This window comes from Microbacterium sp. AC215 (assembly GCF_979258645.1).
The window spans coordinates 2,457,259-2,471,818 of the sequence record NZ_OZ409869.1 but is presented as its reverse complement, the minus strand read 5'-3'; the positions used below and the strand labels follow the sequence as shown (position 1 = coordinate 2,471,818).

General features: G+C 69.6%; 16 protein-coding genes. 6 read left to right on the top strand and 10 right to left on the bottom strand.

The genetic code is table 11. The features are described from left to right. Window positions 1-51 precede the first annotated feature (51 nt). From ACZZZF_RS12020 to ACZZZF_RS12010, 3 genes are read left to right on the top strand one after another with little or no spacing between them, the layout of a single operon-like run. Entirely contained in the window at window positions 52-1,272 is a 1,221-nt protein-coding gene (locus ACZZZF_RS12020; RefSeq protein WP_463498459.1) for an ROK family protein, read from the top strand. Between the two features lie 4 nt (window positions 1,273-1,276). Next, entirely contained in the window at window positions 1,277-1,585 is a 309-nt protein-coding gene (locus tag ACZZZF_RS12015; protein WP_463498457.1) for a hypothetical protein, read from the top strand. Beyond that, window positions 1,582-1,818 carry a hypothetical protein gene (locus tag ACZZZF_RS12010; RefSeq protein ID WP_463498454.1) on the top strand — a complete coding sequence of 79 codons (237 nt, stop codon included), beginning with the start codon at window positions 1,582-1,584 and terminating at the stop codon, window positions 1,816-1,818. Before ACZZZF_RS12015 ends, ACZZZF_RS12010 begins: the two co-directional genes overlap by 4 nt. Here the strand turns inward: ACZZZF_RS12010 and ACZZZF_RS12005 are convergent. The 5 genes from ACZZZF_RS12005 to ACZZZF_RS11985 all read right to left on the bottom strand — a co-directional run bounded on the left by ACZZZF_RS12005 (window position 1,809) and on the right by ACZZZF_RS11985 (window position 7,576). Next, entirely contained in the window at window positions 1,809-2,723 is a 915-nt protein-coding gene (locus ACZZZF_RS12005) for an aldo/keto reductase (RefSeq protein ID WP_463498451.1), read from the bottom strand. The two genes, ACZZZF_RS12010 and ACZZZF_RS12005, sit on opposite strands and share 10 nt — an antisense overlap. Before the next feature lie 67 nt (window positions 2,724-2,790). After that, window positions 2,791-4,146 carry a dihydrolipoamide acetyltransferase family protein gene (locus ACZZZF_RS12000; RefSeq protein WP_053098139.1) on the bottom strand — a complete coding sequence of 452 codons (1,356 nt, stop codon included), beginning with the start codon at window positions 4,144-4,146 and terminating at the stop codon, window positions 2,791-2,793. Between the two features lie 36 nt (window positions 4,147-4,182). Then, the gene (locus tag ACZZZF_RS11995) at window positions 4,183-5,163 is read right to left on the bottom strand and encodes an alpha-ketoacid dehydrogenase subunit beta (protein ID WP_053099302.1); all 981 of its coding nucleotides are present in this window, start codon (window positions 5,161-5,163) and stop codon (window positions 4,183-4,185) included. A 115-nt stretch (window positions 5,164-5,278) separates the two neighbouring features. After that, entirely contained in the window at window positions 5,279-6,406 is a 1,128-nt protein-coding gene (gene pdhA / locus ACZZZF_RS11990) for a pyruvate dehydrogenase (acetyl-transferring) E1 component subunit alpha (protein ID WP_053099303.1), read from the bottom strand. A gap of 96 nt (window positions 6,407-6,502) precedes the next feature. Then, on the bottom strand, window positions 6,503-7,576 hold the full coding sequence (locus tag ACZZZF_RS11985; RefSeq protein WP_171821958.1) for a histidinol-phosphate transaminase: 1,074 nt from the start codon (window positions 7,574-7,576) through the stop codon (window positions 6,503-6,505). A gap of 52 nt (window positions 7,577-7,628) precedes the next feature. Here ACZZZF_RS11985 and ACZZZF_RS11980 point away from each other — a divergent pair, with 52 nt between their 5' ends. Further along, on the top strand, window positions 7,629-8,033 hold the full coding sequence (locus ACZZZF_RS11980; RefSeq protein ID WP_053098140.1) for a phage holin family protein: 405 nt from the start codon (window positions 7,629-7,631) through the stop codon (window positions 8,031-8,033). 27 nt (window positions 8,034-8,060) lie between these two features. On the opposite strand, the gene ACZZZF_RS11975 is transcribed toward ACZZZF_RS11980, so the two are convergent. Together ACZZZF_RS11975 and ACZZZF_RS11970 are read right to left on the bottom strand one after the other, a co-directional pair. After that, window positions 8,061-9,338, bottom strand: a complete 1,278-nt coding sequence (locus ACZZZF_RS11975; RefSeq protein WP_463498448.1) for a hypothetical protein — start codon at window positions 9,336-9,338, stop codon at window positions 8,061-8,063. Continuing rightward, complete coding sequence (locus ACZZZF_RS11970; RefSeq protein ID WP_463498445.1) at window positions 9,335-9,598, bottom strand: hypothetical protein; 264 nt, start codon at window positions 9,596-9,598, stop codon at window positions 9,335-9,337. The genes ACZZZF_RS11975 and ACZZZF_RS11970 overlap by 4 nt, the downstream gene beginning before the upstream one ends. 230 nt (window positions 9,599-9,828) lie before the next feature. Here ACZZZF_RS11970 and ACZZZF_RS11965 point away from each other — a divergent pair, with 230 nt between their 5' ends. Beyond that, the gene (locus ACZZZF_RS11965; RefSeq protein ID WP_230100954.1) at window positions 9,829-10,305 is read left to right on the top strand and encodes a low molecular weight protein-tyrosine-phosphatase; all 477 of its coding nucleotides are present in this window, start codon (window positions 9,829-9,831) and stop codon (window positions 10,303-10,305) included. Next, a complete protein-coding gene (gene purB / locus ACZZZF_RS11960) occupies window positions 10,302-11,684 on the top strand; it encodes an adenylosuccinate lyase (RefSeq protein ID WP_463499942.1) in 1,383 nt (460 codons plus the stop codon). Before ACZZZF_RS11965 ends, purB begins: the two co-directional genes overlap by 4 nt. A 256-nt stretch (window positions 11,685-11,940) precedes the next feature. On the opposite strand, the gene ACZZZF_RS11955 is transcribed toward purB, so the two are convergent. The 3 genes from ACZZZF_RS11955 to ACZZZF_RS11945 all read right to left on the bottom strand — a co-directional run bounded on the left by ACZZZF_RS11955 (window position 11,941) and on the right by ACZZZF_RS11945 (window position 14,460). Next, a complete protein-coding gene (locus ACZZZF_RS11955) occupies window positions 11,941-13,374 on the bottom strand; it encodes an MFS transporter (protein ID WP_187249206.1) in 1,434 nt (477 codons plus the stop codon). Window positions 13,375-13,459: 85 nt separating this feature from the next. After that, window positions 13,460-13,813 carry a hypothetical protein gene (locus ACZZZF_RS11950; RefSeq protein ID WP_053098147.1) on the bottom strand — a complete coding sequence of 118 codons (354 nt, stop codon included), beginning with the start codon at window positions 13,811-13,813 and terminating at the stop codon, window positions 13,460-13,462. Continuing rightward, window positions 13,810-14,460: a hypothetical protein gene (locus tag ACZZZF_RS11945; protein ID WP_053098148.1), complete on the bottom strand. Its 651-nt coding sequence runs from the start codon at window positions 14,458-14,460 to the stop codon at window positions 13,810-13,812. Before ACZZZF_RS11945 ends, ACZZZF_RS11950 begins: the two co-directional genes overlap by 4 nt. Window positions 14,461-14,560 lie beyond the last annotated feature (100 nt).

The window sequence follows — 14,560 nt, the reverse complement described above, 5'->3', positions numbered from 1 at the left end:
TACTTCGATGAACGGTACTCTCTCATCTGGACGAGAGTGAGGTCAAGGCCCGTGACAGAAGTCTCCGCAGGTCTCGGCACCGGACGAGCCAGCGTCGGCGCCATCCTCGACTTCGCCTGGGCGGCCGGGGAGTTCACCGCGACCGAGGCGATGGCGAGCACCTCGCTGACCCGTTCGACAGCGATCGACGGGATCGACACCCTCGTCGATGCCGGGGTGCTGCGCGAGCTGCCCAACGCCCGCGCCGCCGGAAGCTACCGCGCAGGACGCCCGGCGCGACGTTTCGTGCTGGCATCCGACCTGGGCGTCGTCATCGGGGTGGATGCCGGAGACACCCACCTCGCGGTGACCGTCGCCGACCCCACCGACCACACTCTCGTGCACCACCGCACCGACCTCGACCCGACACAGACCGCGGCAGCACGCCGTGCCACGATCCTCGACCAGATGCAGCACGCGCTCGCCGAGGCCGAGGTCTCGCGCGAGGCGGTGCTCGCGATCTGCGTCGGCGTCGCCGCGCCCGTCGACCGGGCGGGCATCTCTCCGCCGCATCCCGAGGGCTTCTGGGAGCGCACGAACCCCGGTCTCGCCGAGGCGCTCGCCGACTGGGCCCCCGTCGTGGAGATCAAGAACGACGCGCAGCTCGCCGCGATCGCCGAGGGCTCGGCCGGCGCAGCCATCGGATGCCGTGACTACGTCGCCCTACTCGCGAGCGAACGCTTCGGCGGCGGCGTCGTGGTCGACGGCCACGTGCTGCACGGCGCTCACGGTGGAGTCGGCGAGGGTGTCGTGTTCGACCACATCATCGGCGTCGGCTCGGCCTTCGGTCTGCGCTACGCCCTGCAGGATCAGGTGCGGGCGGCGGTCGAGAGCGGCGAGATCTCCTTCGAATCCCCGATCGGGCGGCTCGCACGCGAGGAGCGCATCGACCCCCGCGCCGTGCTGACGGCGGCGGCAGCCGGCGATGCCGATGCGCTCCTGGCCGCCTCCCGCGTCGGCGCGACGCTCGCCCGTGTGGTCGGCGTGCTCGGCAGCATGTACGACCCCTCCCGCGTGATCGTGTGCGGGGCGGTGGCCGAGAGCATCGCCCCCGTTCTCACGGCTGCGCGCGAGGTGCTGCCGGCCCAGCTGCACCTGCCGGCACCCGAGATCCTCGCCTCGACGCTGGGCGCCGAGGTCGTCTCGATCGGCGCCGTCGCGACCGCGCGCAGGGCGGCGCGCGAGGTGGCCGTGCCGCTGCTCGCGGAGCGGCGGCTCAGCGCGGTGAGCTGACGTCGTGCGAGAACCAGAGCCGCAGCGCTCCCCGTCATCGATCGAACTGCTCCTCGACGCAGAGGCCGAGGCCGCGGTCCGGGCCGAATGGGATGCTCTCGCGGCACGCGGCCTGTCGAGCCTCGCGGGGCACACGTCGGCGAGCAACCGCCCTCACATCACGCTGGTCGCACGCGTCGACCTGTCACCGCCCGGACCAGATGTCTTCGCCGGCATCCCGTCGTTCCCGATCACGCTGGGCGCTCTCCCCTGCTCTTCGGCTCCGGAGATCGCCGTGTGCTGGCGCGGAGCATCGTTCCCCGTGCGGAGTTGATCCACCTCCGCGAGACGATCCTCGCCGCCGTCGGGCCGGGCGACGATGCCCCGCATACCGCGCCGGGCGGGTGGATGCCGCACGTCGCCCTCGCCCGCCGGTTGCGGGTCACCGACCTGGCGGACGCGCTGGATATCATCGGCGACGACATCCACGCTCACGCGCGCAGCGTGCGGCACTGGGACCCCGCCACCGCGCAGATCACTGCGCTCGCGGAGCTGCGTCAGGCGTAGTCGCTGTCGTCGACCGGGGAAGGCGCCGGCCCCAGGCTCTCGATGGCACCCCACAGCCCCTCCGGGACCTCCGCCTGCTCCAGCTCGTCGAGCTGCTCACGACGATGCGGTCTCGACACCCCGACGACCGTGGAGTCGACCAGCGGGGACCGCAGCGAGTAGTGCAGCGCTGCGGCAGCCATCGACGTTCCATGGTCGGCGCAGACGCGCTGCAGACGCTCGGTCCACCTCAGCAGCTCCTCGCCGGCAGGTCGATAGGCGTACTGCGCACCGGAATGCGGCCCCTTGACGAGCAGTCCCGAACCGAAGGGCGCAGCGTTGAACACGGCCATGCCGCGTGCCTTGGCGTCGGCGAACACACTGTCAGCCGAGTGATCCACGAGCGTGAATCGGTTGTGGATCAGCACGGCGTCGAACACCCCCGTCTCGACGTACTTCGCCATCAGCGGGACCGGAGCCGCCGCCACACCGATCGCGTCCACCACGCCGGCGCTCCGCAGTTCGATGAGCCCCTGCACCGCGCCGCCGATCGAGATCGTGTCCTCGAACGACACCGAGTACGGGTCGTGCAGGTGCACCAGCGGAAGCCGGTCGACCCCGAGCCGCGCGGTCGTCTCCTCGAACGAGCGGAGGACGCGGTCTCGGTCGAACACGCCCGTCTCAGGGTCCTGATCCACCTTCGAGATGACTCGCGAACCGTCCATCCCCAGCTCGCGCAGCGCGATGCCGATGACGGCTTCGGATCGACCGGCCGAGTAGTTGTTCGACGTGTCCACGAACCCGTGCCTGCTCGTGAGCAGGTCGATGGCGACTTCGACGGCCGCTCTCTCCTCGGCGGATCCCGGCTCCGAATGCCGGCCGAGGCCGGAGGTTCCGAGGGTGATGGCAGTCGGTTCGATCCTCATCCGCGTTGAGTCCGTTCTGTCGGGGCGGTCATCACGGTTCTCCGCCACTGTATCCCCGCCGTTCGCCTCACTCCACGAGCAGTGCGGGCTCCTCGAGCACGGATGCCACGTCGGCGATGAAGCGGCTCATACCGTCGCCGTCGATCACGCGGTGGTCGAACGAGCCTGCGACCGTGGTCACCCAGCGGGGGCGCACCTCGCCGTCGACGACCCACGGCTTCTGGCTGATCGTGCCCATGGCCACGATGCCCGCCTCGCCGGGGTTGATGATCGGGGTACCGGCATCCATCCCGAACACACCGATGTTGGTGATCGTGATCGTGCCACCCTGCTGGTCGGCGGGGCTGGTCTTGCCCTCGCGCGCCGTCAGGGTGAGCCTGTTCAGAGCGCGGGCGAGGTCCTTCATGCTGAGGTCCTGCGCGTCCTTGATGTTCGGCACGAGCAGACCGCGAGGCGTCGCCGCGGCGATGCCGAGGTTCACGTAGTGGCGCACCGCGATCTCCGCGCCGCCCTCGGTCTCGATCCACGCGGCATTCACCATCGGGGTGCGGCGGGCGGCCCAGATGACGGCGCGGGCCATGATCAGCAACGGCGAGACGCGGATGTCGGCATAGTCGGGCGATGCCTTGAGCCTCTTGACGAGCTCCATCGTGCGGCTCGCGTCGATCTCCTTCCACACGGTGACGTGCGGAGCGGAGTACGCGCTCTGCACCATCGCCGACGAGGTCGCCTTGCGCACGCCCTTCACAGGGATCGACTCGGTGCGGTCGTCGGACACCGGGGCGGATGCCGGCGCTGCCGACACTCCACGGGCGAGGCCCGCCGGCGTGCTCTGCGGTGCGGGCACGGTCTCTTCGCGCACGGCGCCCCACTCGGGCGTCTCGATGTTGCGGAAGACGCTGGCCTGCGAGGCGTGGGTCATCACGTCGTCGCGGGTCACCTCGCCGTCGGCTCCGGTGGGCGTGACCGTGGTGAGGTCGACGCCCAGGTCGCGGGCGAGCTTGCGGATCGGCGGCTTCGCGATCACGCCGACCGACGAGCGCACCGGGCGCTCCGCCGGACGCTTGCGCCGCGACGTCGCACCGCCGCCCGTGCCGTAGCCGACGAGAACCGACCCGCCGCCCTCTTCCGGCGCGGGGGCCTCCGCGGTGGCGATCTTGCCGGGTCCGGCGTCGTCGCGCGCATCGGTCACGAAGGTGATGATCGGCGAGCCGACCTCGACGGTCGCGCCCTCGGCGGCGAGCAGCTCGCCGACGACTCCGGCGTGCGGCGACGGCAGCTCGACGAGCGACTTGGCGGTCTCGATCTCGCAGATGACGTCGTTGATGGCGACGGAGTCACCCGGCGCGACCTTCCATGCCACGATCTCGGCCTCGGTCAGGCCCTCGCCCACATCGGGGAGGTTGAAGTTCTGCGTGCTCATGTGCGGTCCTTTCGGAACGGTGAGATCAGGGTGAGATCAGTAGGCGAGCGAACGGTCGACGGCCTCGAGGATGCGGTCGGCGTCGGGGAGGTAGGTGCCCTCGAGCTTCGCGGGCGGGAACGGAGTGTCGTATCCCGAGACGCGGAGCACGGGAGCTTCGAGCGCGTAGAAGGCGCGCTCCATGACGGTCGCGGCGATCTCGCTGCCGATGCTGACGAAGCCCTGGGCCTCCTGGGCGTAGACCATGCGTCCGGTCTTGCGCACCGAGCTCAGGATGGGCTCGTAGTCGACCGGAGACAGCGACCGCACGTCGACGACCTCGCAGCTGGTGCCCTCGGCCTCGGCGAGCGCGGCCGCCTGCAGCAGGGTCGTGACCATGGCTCCGTGTCCGACGAGCGTGACGTCGGATCCGGTGCGCACGACGCGAGACGAGTGCAGCGGGGCGGCGGACGCGTCGAGCTCGACCTCGCCCTTCTGCCAGTAGCGGCTCTTCGGCTCCATGAAGATCACCGGGTCGTTCGACGCGATGGCCTCCTGGATCATCCAGTACGCATCGTTCGGCGTCGACGGCGACACCACCCGCAGGCCGGGGGTGTGCGCGAAGTAGGCCTCAGGGCTCTCCTGGTGGTGCTCGACCGCTCCGATGTGCCCGCCGTAGGGGATGCGGATCACGATGGGCAGGCTGATCCTGCCCTCGTGGCGGTTCGTGAGCTTGGCGAGCTGGGTCGTGATCTGGTCGAACGCGGGGAACACGAACCCGTCGAACTGGATCTCGATCACCGGACGGAACCCGGCCATCGCGAGCCCGATCGCGGTGCCGACGATCCCCGACTCGGCGAGGGGGGTGTCGAGCACGCGGCGGTCGCCGAAGTCGCGCTGCAGGTGCTCGGTGACGCGGAAGACACCGCCGAGCTTGCCGATGTCCTCGCCCATGAGCAGGACCTTGGAGTCGTCTTCGAGCGCCCGGCGCAGGCCCGAGTTCAGCGCCTTGCTGAGGGGCATCGTCTCGAGGGTCATGCGTGCACCGTCCTCGACGTCGTGAACTTCTGCGGCCATACGCACGTTCGGCGGCCACTGCGCGCAGCGCGGGCCGCGAAAGTCGCTCCTGGCCGAGAATCCTGAAGGCAGTCCATCACTTGCCGTCTCCTTCGAACGATGCCTCGTAGCGCGTGTGCCAGGCCTTCTGCTCCGCCACGAGCGGATGCGGGTCGCTGTACACGTGATCGAAGATCTTGTCTGCGGTCGGCGATCCGAGCTCGACGCTGCGTGAACGCAGGTCCTCGGCGGCGTCGGCCGCCTCGGCATCCACGTCGGCGAAGAACTGCCCCGCCGCTCCCCTGTTCTCGAGGAAGGCGCGCATGCGGTCGATCGGGTCACGCAGCGCCCACGACTGCTCTTCGTCGGAGCCGCGGTACTTCGTGGGGTCGTCGCTGGTGGTGTGCGCGCCGAGACGGTACGTGACCGCTTCGATCGCCCGGGGACCCTGGCCGCTGCGGGCTTCGTCGAGAGCGACGCGCGACACGGCGTAGCTGGCGAGGACGTCGTTGCCGTCGACGCGGACGCTGGGGATGCCGTAGCCGGCGCTGCGCTCGACCAGCGGCACCCGCGACTGCGTCGCGACCGGCACCGAGATCGCCCAGTGGTTGTTCTGCAGGAAGAAGACGGTGGGAGCCTGGTAGCTCGCGGCGAAGACCATCGCCTCGTGCACGTCGCCCTGGCTCGACGCCCCGTCGCCGTAGTAGACGATGACGGCTTCGTCCTTGTCGACGTCGCCTGTGCCGGATCGACCGTCGAAGTTCAACGCCATCGCGTAGCCGGCAGCATGCAGCACCTGCGAGCCGAGAACCAGGGTGTAGAGGCGGGTGTTGCCGTTCTTGGGGTCTGTCGGATCCCAGCCGCCGTGCGAGACACCGCGCATCAGCTTGATGATGTCGACGGGGTCGACGCCGCGGATGCGCGTCACGGCGTGCTCGCGGTACGACGGGAAGAGCGTGTCCTGGGCGCGGGCGGCGCGGGCGGACCCGACCTGGGCGGCCTCCTGCCCACGGCTCGGCGGCCACAGCGCCAGCTGTCCCTGTCGCTGCAGGTTGGTGGCCTGGGTGTCGATCGCGCGGATGACCACCATGTCCCGGTAGAACTGCTCGAGCTCGGCGTCGCTGATCGCCTCGATCAACGACAGATACTGCTCAGCAGCCGGACTCGGCGTGAAGCGGCCATCCTGATCCAGGACGCGGACGAGTTCAGTCTCTGACGAGGTCACGACCCCCACGCTACCCGCGCGCGCATGCCCGGTCACGCATACCTAGGACGTCCTCGCATCTGCCGGGAACCCGGAGAAACGGCGGAACGGCGCGGATCAGCGCAGTGACGATGCGACCTCGAGCACGCGCGCCACGGACGCCTCCTCGCCCACGGAGATGCGGATGCCGTCACCCGGGAACGGGCGCACGATGAGGTCGGCGGCGACGAATGCGGCGGCGACCTCGTCGGTGCGCTCGCCGGTGGGCAGCCAGATGAAGTTGGCCTGCGAGTCGGGCACGTCCCAGCCCTGCCGACGCAGCCCCTCGAGCAGGCGCGTGCGGCGCTCGACGATCACCGCGACGCGCTCGAGCAGCTCGGACTCGGCGTCGAGGCTCGCGATCGCGGCGTTCTCGGCTGCCGACGTGACGGAGAGCGGGATGCCGGTGGTGCGCGCGGCATCGAGGACCTTCTCGTTGCCGATCGCGTATCCGATGCGCAGGCCCGCGAGTCCGTAGGCCTTCGAGAAGGTGCGCAGCACGACGACGTTCGGATGCCGCTCGAACACCCGCTCGGCGAGACCGTCGACCGCCCCGGGCACCGTCACGAACTCGGCGTAGGCCTCGTCGAGGACGATCAGCACATCGGCGGGGACGCGCTCGACGAACGTCGCGAACTCGTCGCTCGTGATGATCGGACCGGTCGGGTTGTTCGGGGTGCAGAGGATGACGGCACGCGTGCGCTCGGTGACCGCCTCAGCCATCGCGTCGAGGTCGTGACGGGAGTCGGGCGTGAGAGGCACCTGCACCCCGGTCGCGCCCGCGACGAGCGGCAGGCTCGGATAGGCCTCGAACGAGCGCCAGGCGTAGACGACCTCGTCACCCACGGAGGCGGTCGCGAGGATCAGCTGGTGGAGGATCGAGACGCTGCCCGCAGCCACGTGCACCTGGTCGGGCTCGACGGCGTACCGTGCACCGAGTCGTACGCGGAGGCGGCCGGCGGTGGCATCCGGGTATCGGTTGATGGGCGTCGTGTGCTGCAGCGCCGCGGCGACCGACGGAAGCGGCTCGAACGGGTTCTCGTTGCTCGAGAGCTTGAATGCGTCGGGGCCCGCCTGCTTGCCCTGTCGGTACGGCGCCAGGGCGGCGATGGCGGGACGGATGCGCGGAAGGATCGGGTCGGTCACAGTCATGAGTCTAGATTCCGCGGCGCTCCCGCGCCCCACATGGAAGACTGGACGGACTATGCGCTTCATCATCCGAGTCGTCGTCAACGCGTTCGCCCTCTGGGTCGTGACGCTGATCCCCGCCCTGCAGGTGCAGATCAGGGCGTTCGCGCCGGGCGAGACCCTGCAGCTCGTGCTGACCCTGCTCGCGGTGGCCGCGATCTTCGCGCTCGTGAACACCGTCATCGGCACGGTGGTGAAGATCGTCGCGTTCCCGCTGTACATCATCACCCTCGGACTGATCGGCTTCGTGATCAACGGCTTCCTCCTGTGGCTCACGGCATGGATCACGAGCGGGTTCGGCTGGGGTCTCACGGTCGGCAGCTTCTGGTGGGGCGTGCTCGCCGCGCTCATCATCTCGCTGATCAACGGTGTCTTCGGCTTCATCCTGCGTCCGCAGAGCAAGAAGCAGCGTCGGGACTGACGCCCGCCTGCGCACCTCGCGCGGCCGTCATCCGACACGCTCGGCCTGATACTCGGTGCGCTCGACCACCTCGGCGGTGTCGAGCTCGCGCCAGAACTCGTGCATCGCATCGATTCGCAGGTCGCTGAGCTCATCGGCCATCTCCGCGGTGTCGATGTACGTGTCGAGGTGGTGCGCGTCGACCGTCAGATCCCCGAGGGTGTCCTGCGGGGTTCCTTCAGTGAGCAGGGTGATGCTGTCATCCGACCCGGTCCCCTCGGGCGATCCTCCGCCGGCCAGCCCGGAGACCACGTCGTCGGAATGACGCAGCTGGATGATGGTCTGGTCGTCATCCAGGGTCGGCTCGACCGGGCTTCCCGCCGTGATCTGCATCTGCACGTCGAACGGGCTCTCCATCGCGAGGTGAGCGGCGACCATGGCCGATTGCGAATGGGCGACGACATCGACCTCATCGCCCGGCTGCGCCCCCGCCGCCTCGAGCGCCTCGAGCGTCGCCTGATACGACGCGGATCTCTTCCCGGTGTAGAGCTCGGCGTTGGACTTGGAGTCCCACGGCTGCGCACCTCCCCATGCGACGCTCTGCGTTCCTTCCAGGTAGGCGACGAACTTCGTGGTGCCGTCGGCGAAGGAGTACTTCTCGACGGCGACCTGCGCTCCGACGGCGACCGGCATGCGCCTCAAGGCTCCGGCCAGGCCCGAGGGCGCCCCCTGGGGCGAGGACGTCTTCACCGGCGAGACCGTGACGGGGTCGGCCGTGCCCTGCAGCCTCTCGCCGGGGAGCACCTTGCCGAACCCCGAGAACGCCCCGACGAGCGCCGCGGTCCCGAAGACGTGGTCGTACAGGGCGGGCGTCACGAGGTTGCCCGTGAGGCCTTCGAAGCGTCTGGCGCGCCACTGAGCGACGAGGTCGTCGGCCATCTTCGAGATGCGTTCGTCCGACGCAGCAAGACGATCGGCTCGTCGTGTCAGCCGCTGCGCCGTGCTCGGATCGGTCTGCGCGAGCATCTCGGCCTCCGCTCGCAGCTCGACGTATTCGTAGGCGTCGGCCATGACAAGGGTGGACTCGGCGGTCTCCTGGCACTCGGAGCGGAGTCGAGCGACGTGCTCGCCCGACGCCCACAGCCCCACCGTGTCGACGTGCTCGCTGAAGCCCGGTGTGTCGACGATGATCCGATGCGCTCGCATGATGGCCGAACGCGCATCGTCATAACGGGAGGCGACGGCATCGATGCGGTGAGCGACATCGCGCAGCACGTCGGGGTCGACGGCGATCGCTCCCCCGTGGTCGATCGTCAGCCCTGTCATGAGACGTCGATCCGTTCGGCCTCTGACTCACGGCTGCGCATCTCGGATGCCTCGACGCGTGTCCTCCGTCGGAGATCGTCGAGCGAGTGCTGCATCGCGCGCACCCCGTCGGAGTGCCAGTCGGTGTCGGCGGTGAGGACGGCGAGCGATGCGCGCACGTCGTCGAGCGCCTCGACGGCGCTGTGAAGCGCTGCCACGGCGCGGGACTGGGCCCAGGCGGTGTCGGCGGCGCCGGTCTGTGCGAGTGCGAAGGAGTACATGCGCCCAGCATCCGCGATCCACTGCCGCTGCGATGTGCGGACGCCCCTCGGATCTCGGGCCTCGTGAGCAGTTGGCTCGGTCGCGGCACCGGTGCAGAGCGGGTGCGCCCGCCCGGCCCGGGATCTCCGGCATCGCGCGATCGGGCTGCGACCGGCAGAATAGGACGGTGACATCCCCGGATCCCTTCCGCGTGATCTTCGTGTGCACGGGGAACATCTGCCGTTCTCCGATGGCGGAGGTGGTGTTCCGCGATCTCGCGGAACGTCAGGGTCTCGGCTCGCGGATCGTCTCCCGCAGCGCGGGAACAGGAGATTGGCACCTCGGCGAACGGGCCGACCACCGCACTCTCGATTCCCTCAGCCGCCGCGGCTACGACGGCTCACTCCACCGCGCGAAGCAGTTCACCTTCTCCTCCTTCTCGGAGAACGACCTCGTCGTCGCCCTCGACCGCACTCATGAGCGCATCCTGCGCGAGTGGGCCGCCAACGAGGACGAGGAGGGCAAGGTCACCCTGCTGCTCGCCTTCGACCCCGACGCGCACAGCCAGGATGTCCCCGACCCCTACTACGCCGGCGCCGAGATGTTCGATTCGGTGCTCGGTATGATTGAGACCGCGACTCGCGGGCTGTTCCGCCAGCTCGAGCCGGCTCTCCGCCAGCCCCGCACGCCCCGCACTCCCGGGGCCCGATCAGGAGGACTCCCCTGACTTTCCAGCCTTCGCTCCCGCCCCAGCCGCTGAGCCCCCTCGACGGTCGCTACCGCGGCGCCGTCACCGGCCTCGCCGACTTCCTCTCGGAGGCCGGCCTCAACCGCGCCCGTGTCGAGGTAGAGGTGGAGTGGCTGATCGCGCTCACCGACCGCTCGCTCTTCGAGACGAGCCCCCTGTCGGATGCCGACAAGGGGCGCCTGCGCGCCCTCTACCGCGACTTCGGCCAGGCCGAGATCGACTGGCTCGCCGAGAAGGAAGCCGTCACGCAGCACGACGTGAAGGCGATCGAGTACCTCGTGCGCGACCGCCTGTCGGCCCTCGGCCTCGACGCGATCGCCGAGCTCACCCACTTCGCCTGCACAAGCGAGGACATCAACTCCGCGTCCTACGCCCTGACTGTCAAGCGCGCGGTCGAGGAGGTCTGGCTGCCGGGTCTCGACGTCGTGATCGCGAAGCTCCGCGAGCTGGCCGCCGAGCACGCCGACGCCGCGATGCTCTCCCGCACCCACGGTCAGCCGGCCACTCCGTCGACCATGGGCAAGGAGCTCGCCGTCTTCGCGTGGCGTCTCGAGCGCGTGCGCGCGCAGATCGCGGCATCCGACTACCTCGCCAAGTTCTCGGGCGCGACCGGCACCTGGTCGGCGCACATCGCCGCCGACCCCGACGCCGACTGGCCCACCATCTCGCGCGAGTACATCGAGGGCCTGGGTCTGGGCTTCAACCTGCTGACCACGCAGATCGAGTCGCACGACTGGCAGGTCGAGCTCTACGATCGCGTGCGTCACGCCGGCGGGATCCTGCACAATCTCGCCACCGACATCTGGACGTACATCTCGCTCGGATACTTCGCGCAGATCCCCGTCGCGGGCGCGACCGGATCGTCGACGATGCCGCACAAGATCAACCCGATCCGATTCGAGAACGCCGAGGCCAACCTCGAGATCTCCGGCGCCCTGCTGGCATCCCTCGGACAGACCCTCGTCACCAGCCGACTGCAGCGCGACCTCACCGACTCGACGACGCAGCGCAACATCGGCGTCGCGTTCGGCCACTCGCTGCTCGCGATCGACAACCTGCGTCGCGGTCTGAACGCCATCTCGCTCTCGCGCGACGTGCTGCTCGCCGACCTCGACGTGAACTGGGAAGTCCTCGCCGAAGCAATCCAGACCGTCATCCGCGCGGAGGTCGTCGCCGGCCGCTCGTCGATCAGCGACCCCTACGCGCTGCTGAAGGAGCTCACCCGCGGTCACCGCGTGGGCGCCGCGGACCTGGCGGAGTTCGTCGAGGGACTCGAGATCGGGGATGCCGCGAAGCAGCGTCTGCTCGCCCTCACCCCCGCCTCGTACACCGGCATCGCCGAGCAGCTCGCGAAGTAGCGCGAACGAGCGGGTGCCGCTGAGGCATCCGCTCGTTCGGTGCGGGGCCAGAAACGCACCGCGCGCGCGATGCGGGGCCAGAAACGCACCGCGCGCGCGATGCGGGGCCAGAAACGCACCGCAATCGGCCGAATCGGATGCGAAAGTAACCCCGCAGCCAAGCGACCCGCAGCGAAGCGACCCGCAGCGAAGCGACCCGCAGCGAAGCGACCCCGCACGAATCTGACCCGGCGCCGGGTCACCAACGCCGTGCGGGCTAGGGGCGGGGTTCTCCGGAGTGCGCGCCCGCCGGGTCCCGCGGCATGAACGCCGCGGCGATCAGGGTGAGCACGGCCACGACGGCGGCAGCGATGAACACCCAGACGGATGCCGAGATGATGGTCGCCGGGTCCTCGGGCCCCGCGCCCTGCGCGATCACCGAGTTCGAGATCGCGCCGAACACGGCCACCCCGAGCGCGCTGCCCGCCGAGCGGGCGAAGGCGTTCATGCCGGTCACGGCACCCCGCTCGCCCCAGCCGACCGAGGCCTGAGCCGCGATCAGCGTCGGGGCGGCGCTCCAGCCGAGGCCGAAGCCCAGGACGAATGCCACGGCGGCGATCGAGAACGGATTGGGCCAGGGAGAGACCACCGCCAGAGCGATCGCCGCGACCGCGGTGATCGACATGCCGGTGAGCGCTGTGCGTCGGAAACCGATCCGCATGTACAGCCGGCCCGCGTTCGCGGCGGCGAGCGGCCAGCCGAGGGTGAGCGCCGCGACGGCCAACCCCGACAGCAGCGGCGCGATGCCGATGGACCCTTCCAGATATGCGGGTGCGAAGCTCGTCACGCCGGTCATCAGGGCGCCGATGCCCAGGGAGACGATCGTGGTCGTGAGGATCAGCGGCCGCGCCGCCAGGCGCAGGTCCACGATCGGCTCGGCTGCGCGACGCTCGACGAGGCCGAAGGCCACGAGCGCCGCGGCGCCGAGTCCGAAGCAGACGGCACTGGGGATCGACAGCCACGCCCAGGCGTTGCCGCCCTCCAGCATCCCGAGGATCAAGCCCGTGAGTCCGACCGTGAGCAGCACGGCACCGGCGTAGTCGATGCGATGACGCTGCGTCTGCTTCTCTTCGTGATACCGCCGCAGCAGCATCCATCCCGCGATCAGACACAGCGGGATGTTGACCCAGAAGATCCACCGCCAGGCGTCGAGCTGGGCGAAGATGCCGCCGAGCGCCGGCCCGACGACAGAGGAGATCGCCCACACCGAGGCGATGTACCCCTGCACCTTGGCGCGCTCGGCGACCGTGTAGATGTCGCCGACGATCGTCATCGACATCGGCGCGACGGCACCGGCGCCGAGGCCCTGGATGATGCGGAACACGATCAGGGCGGTCATGCTCCAGGCGAAGCCGGAGAGGACCGACCCGAGCAGGAACAGCGCGATGCCGAGCAGGATGATCGGCTTGCGGCCGACGGTATCGGCGAAGCGCGAGTAGATCGGCACGCTGACCGCCTGTGCGAGCAGATAGACCGAGAAGAGCCAGGGGAACTGCTGGTAGCTGCCCAGATCGCGCACGATGCTGGGCACCGCGGTAGCGAGGATCGTCGCGTCGATCGCGATCAGCCCCGTGGCGAGCATGAGGGCCCCGAGCACCGGGCCTCGTTCCGACCTGAGTCCGATGGAGGCGCGGTCGATCGAGGCAGTCACTACAGGGACAAGCCGTCGCAGCCCGGGACTATTCCGGTCGCGATGGAGAACCTTGCGATCCGGTCAGGAGGAGCTTGCGATCCGGTCAGGAGGAGGAGGTGCGGCCCGGCTTGTCGGCGCCCGGCTCGTCGGGAGTCTCGGGGTCGAACAGCACGGGGCGGTCGACCTTCTTGGTGACCTCGGCCGGGTCGACCACGAGGATCAGCATGGCGAGGAACAGCAGCGTGACGATGAATGCGCCGCCGCCGACCACCAGGCCGAGAGCGATCGGCGTGAGGCCGTCGTAGGTGCCGTTCGCGATGGCGTTGTTCACCCGGGCGGTGAAGGCGCCGGTCGACACGAGCGTCACCACCGCGGCGAAGACACCGCAGCCGAGAGCGATTCCCAGCAGGTGCAGCGGGCGCAGAATGTCGCGTCGGGTGGGCTTCTCGTCGCTCATCGCTCTCCTCCGTGCCCGGCGGGGGCGGGGTCGTTCTCGATCGTGGTCCCGGCGGCGACAGCATCCGCTCGCTTCGGGGTCAGACCGGCGATGCCGAGGAAGACCGCGACGATGGCCGCGTATCCGCCGAACATCCCGACGCCGAGGATGATGCCGGTCAGCTCGAACGCACCGGCTCCCTCGATGGCGTACGGCTGCACGAAGCCCGCCGGGATCGCGATCAGGAGCACGGCCAGCAGCAGGCCGAAGGCGCCGAGGGTGATCGAGTCCCGTGCGGTCGCGTCGCCGGCCTTGCGCGCACGGAGTCCGACGACGAGCTCGAGGATGCCGGTCGAGACCGCCCAGGCGATCACGACGACGAAGAAGAGGTCTTCGGTACGCCATGCGGGCACACCGGCGGTCATCCCGGCGACGAAGCTCAGCAGGGCGAACACGACGGACGGCCAGCGCTGACCGGCCGGGTAGACGAGCCACGCGGCGACGATCATCACGAGGCCGGTGGTGAGCACGAAGCCGCTGAAGACGGAGAGACCGACGGCCGCCGAGTGATCGGGCGAGAAGGTGATCATCACTGCAGCGGCGGCGGCGAAGAGCGCGCGCAGCAACTGGAGGTGACGCACGGTGAACGCGCGGGCGGTGGCAGACATGAAGATCGAGGGTCCTCCGGGGGTGTTCCCCCCAGTCTACGCGGGGGCGCTGAGTGAGCGCCGACACCGGAGAGGTGTTCGCGGGGCCCGATGGATCTCC

Excerpts from the sequence above, each read along its gene's own strand:
- ACZZZF_RS11985 (WP_171821958.1), bottom strand. The coding sequence starts at position 7,576 with ATGACTGTGACCGACCCGATCCTTCCGCGCATCCGTCCCGCCATCGCC.
- ACZZZF_RS11945 (WP_053098148.1), bottom strand. The coding sequence starts at position 14,460 with ATGTCTGCCACCGCCCGCGCGTTCACCGTGCGTCACCTCCAGTTGCTG.
- ACZZZF_RS11975 (WP_463498448.1), bottom strand. The coding sequence starts at position 9,338 with ATGACAGGGCTGACGATCGACCACGGGGGAGCGATCGCCGTCGACCCC.
- ACZZZF_RS11995 (WP_053099302.1), bottom strand. The coding sequence starts at position 5,163 with ATGACCCTCGAGACGATGCCCCTCAGCAAGGCGCTGAACTCGGGCCTG.
- ACZZZF_RS11970 (WP_463498445.1), bottom strand. The coding sequence starts at position 9,598 with ATGTACTCCTTCGCACTCGCACAGACCGGCGCCGCCGACACCGCCTGG.
- ACZZZF_RS11965 (WP_230100954.1), top strand. The coding sequence starts at position 9,829 with ATGGCGGAGGTGGTGTTCCGCGATCTCGCGGAACGTCAGGGTCTCGGC.
- ACZZZF_RS12005 (WP_463498451.1), bottom strand. The coding sequence starts at position 2,723 with ATGAGGATCGAACCGACTGCCATCACCCTCGGAACCTCCGGCCTCGGC.
- ACZZZF_RS11980 (WP_053098140.1), top strand. The coding sequence starts at position 7,629 with ATGCGCTTCATCATCCGAGTCGTCGTCAACGCGTTCGCCCTCTGGGTC.
- ACZZZF_RS11950 (WP_053098147.1), bottom strand. The coding sequence starts at position 13,813 with ATGAGCGACGAGAAGCCCACCCGACGCGACATTCTGCGCCCGCTGCAC.
- ACZZZF_RS12000 (WP_053098139.1), bottom strand. The coding sequence starts at position 4,146 with ATGAGCACGCAGAACTTCAACCTCCCCGATGTGGGCGAGGGCCTGACC.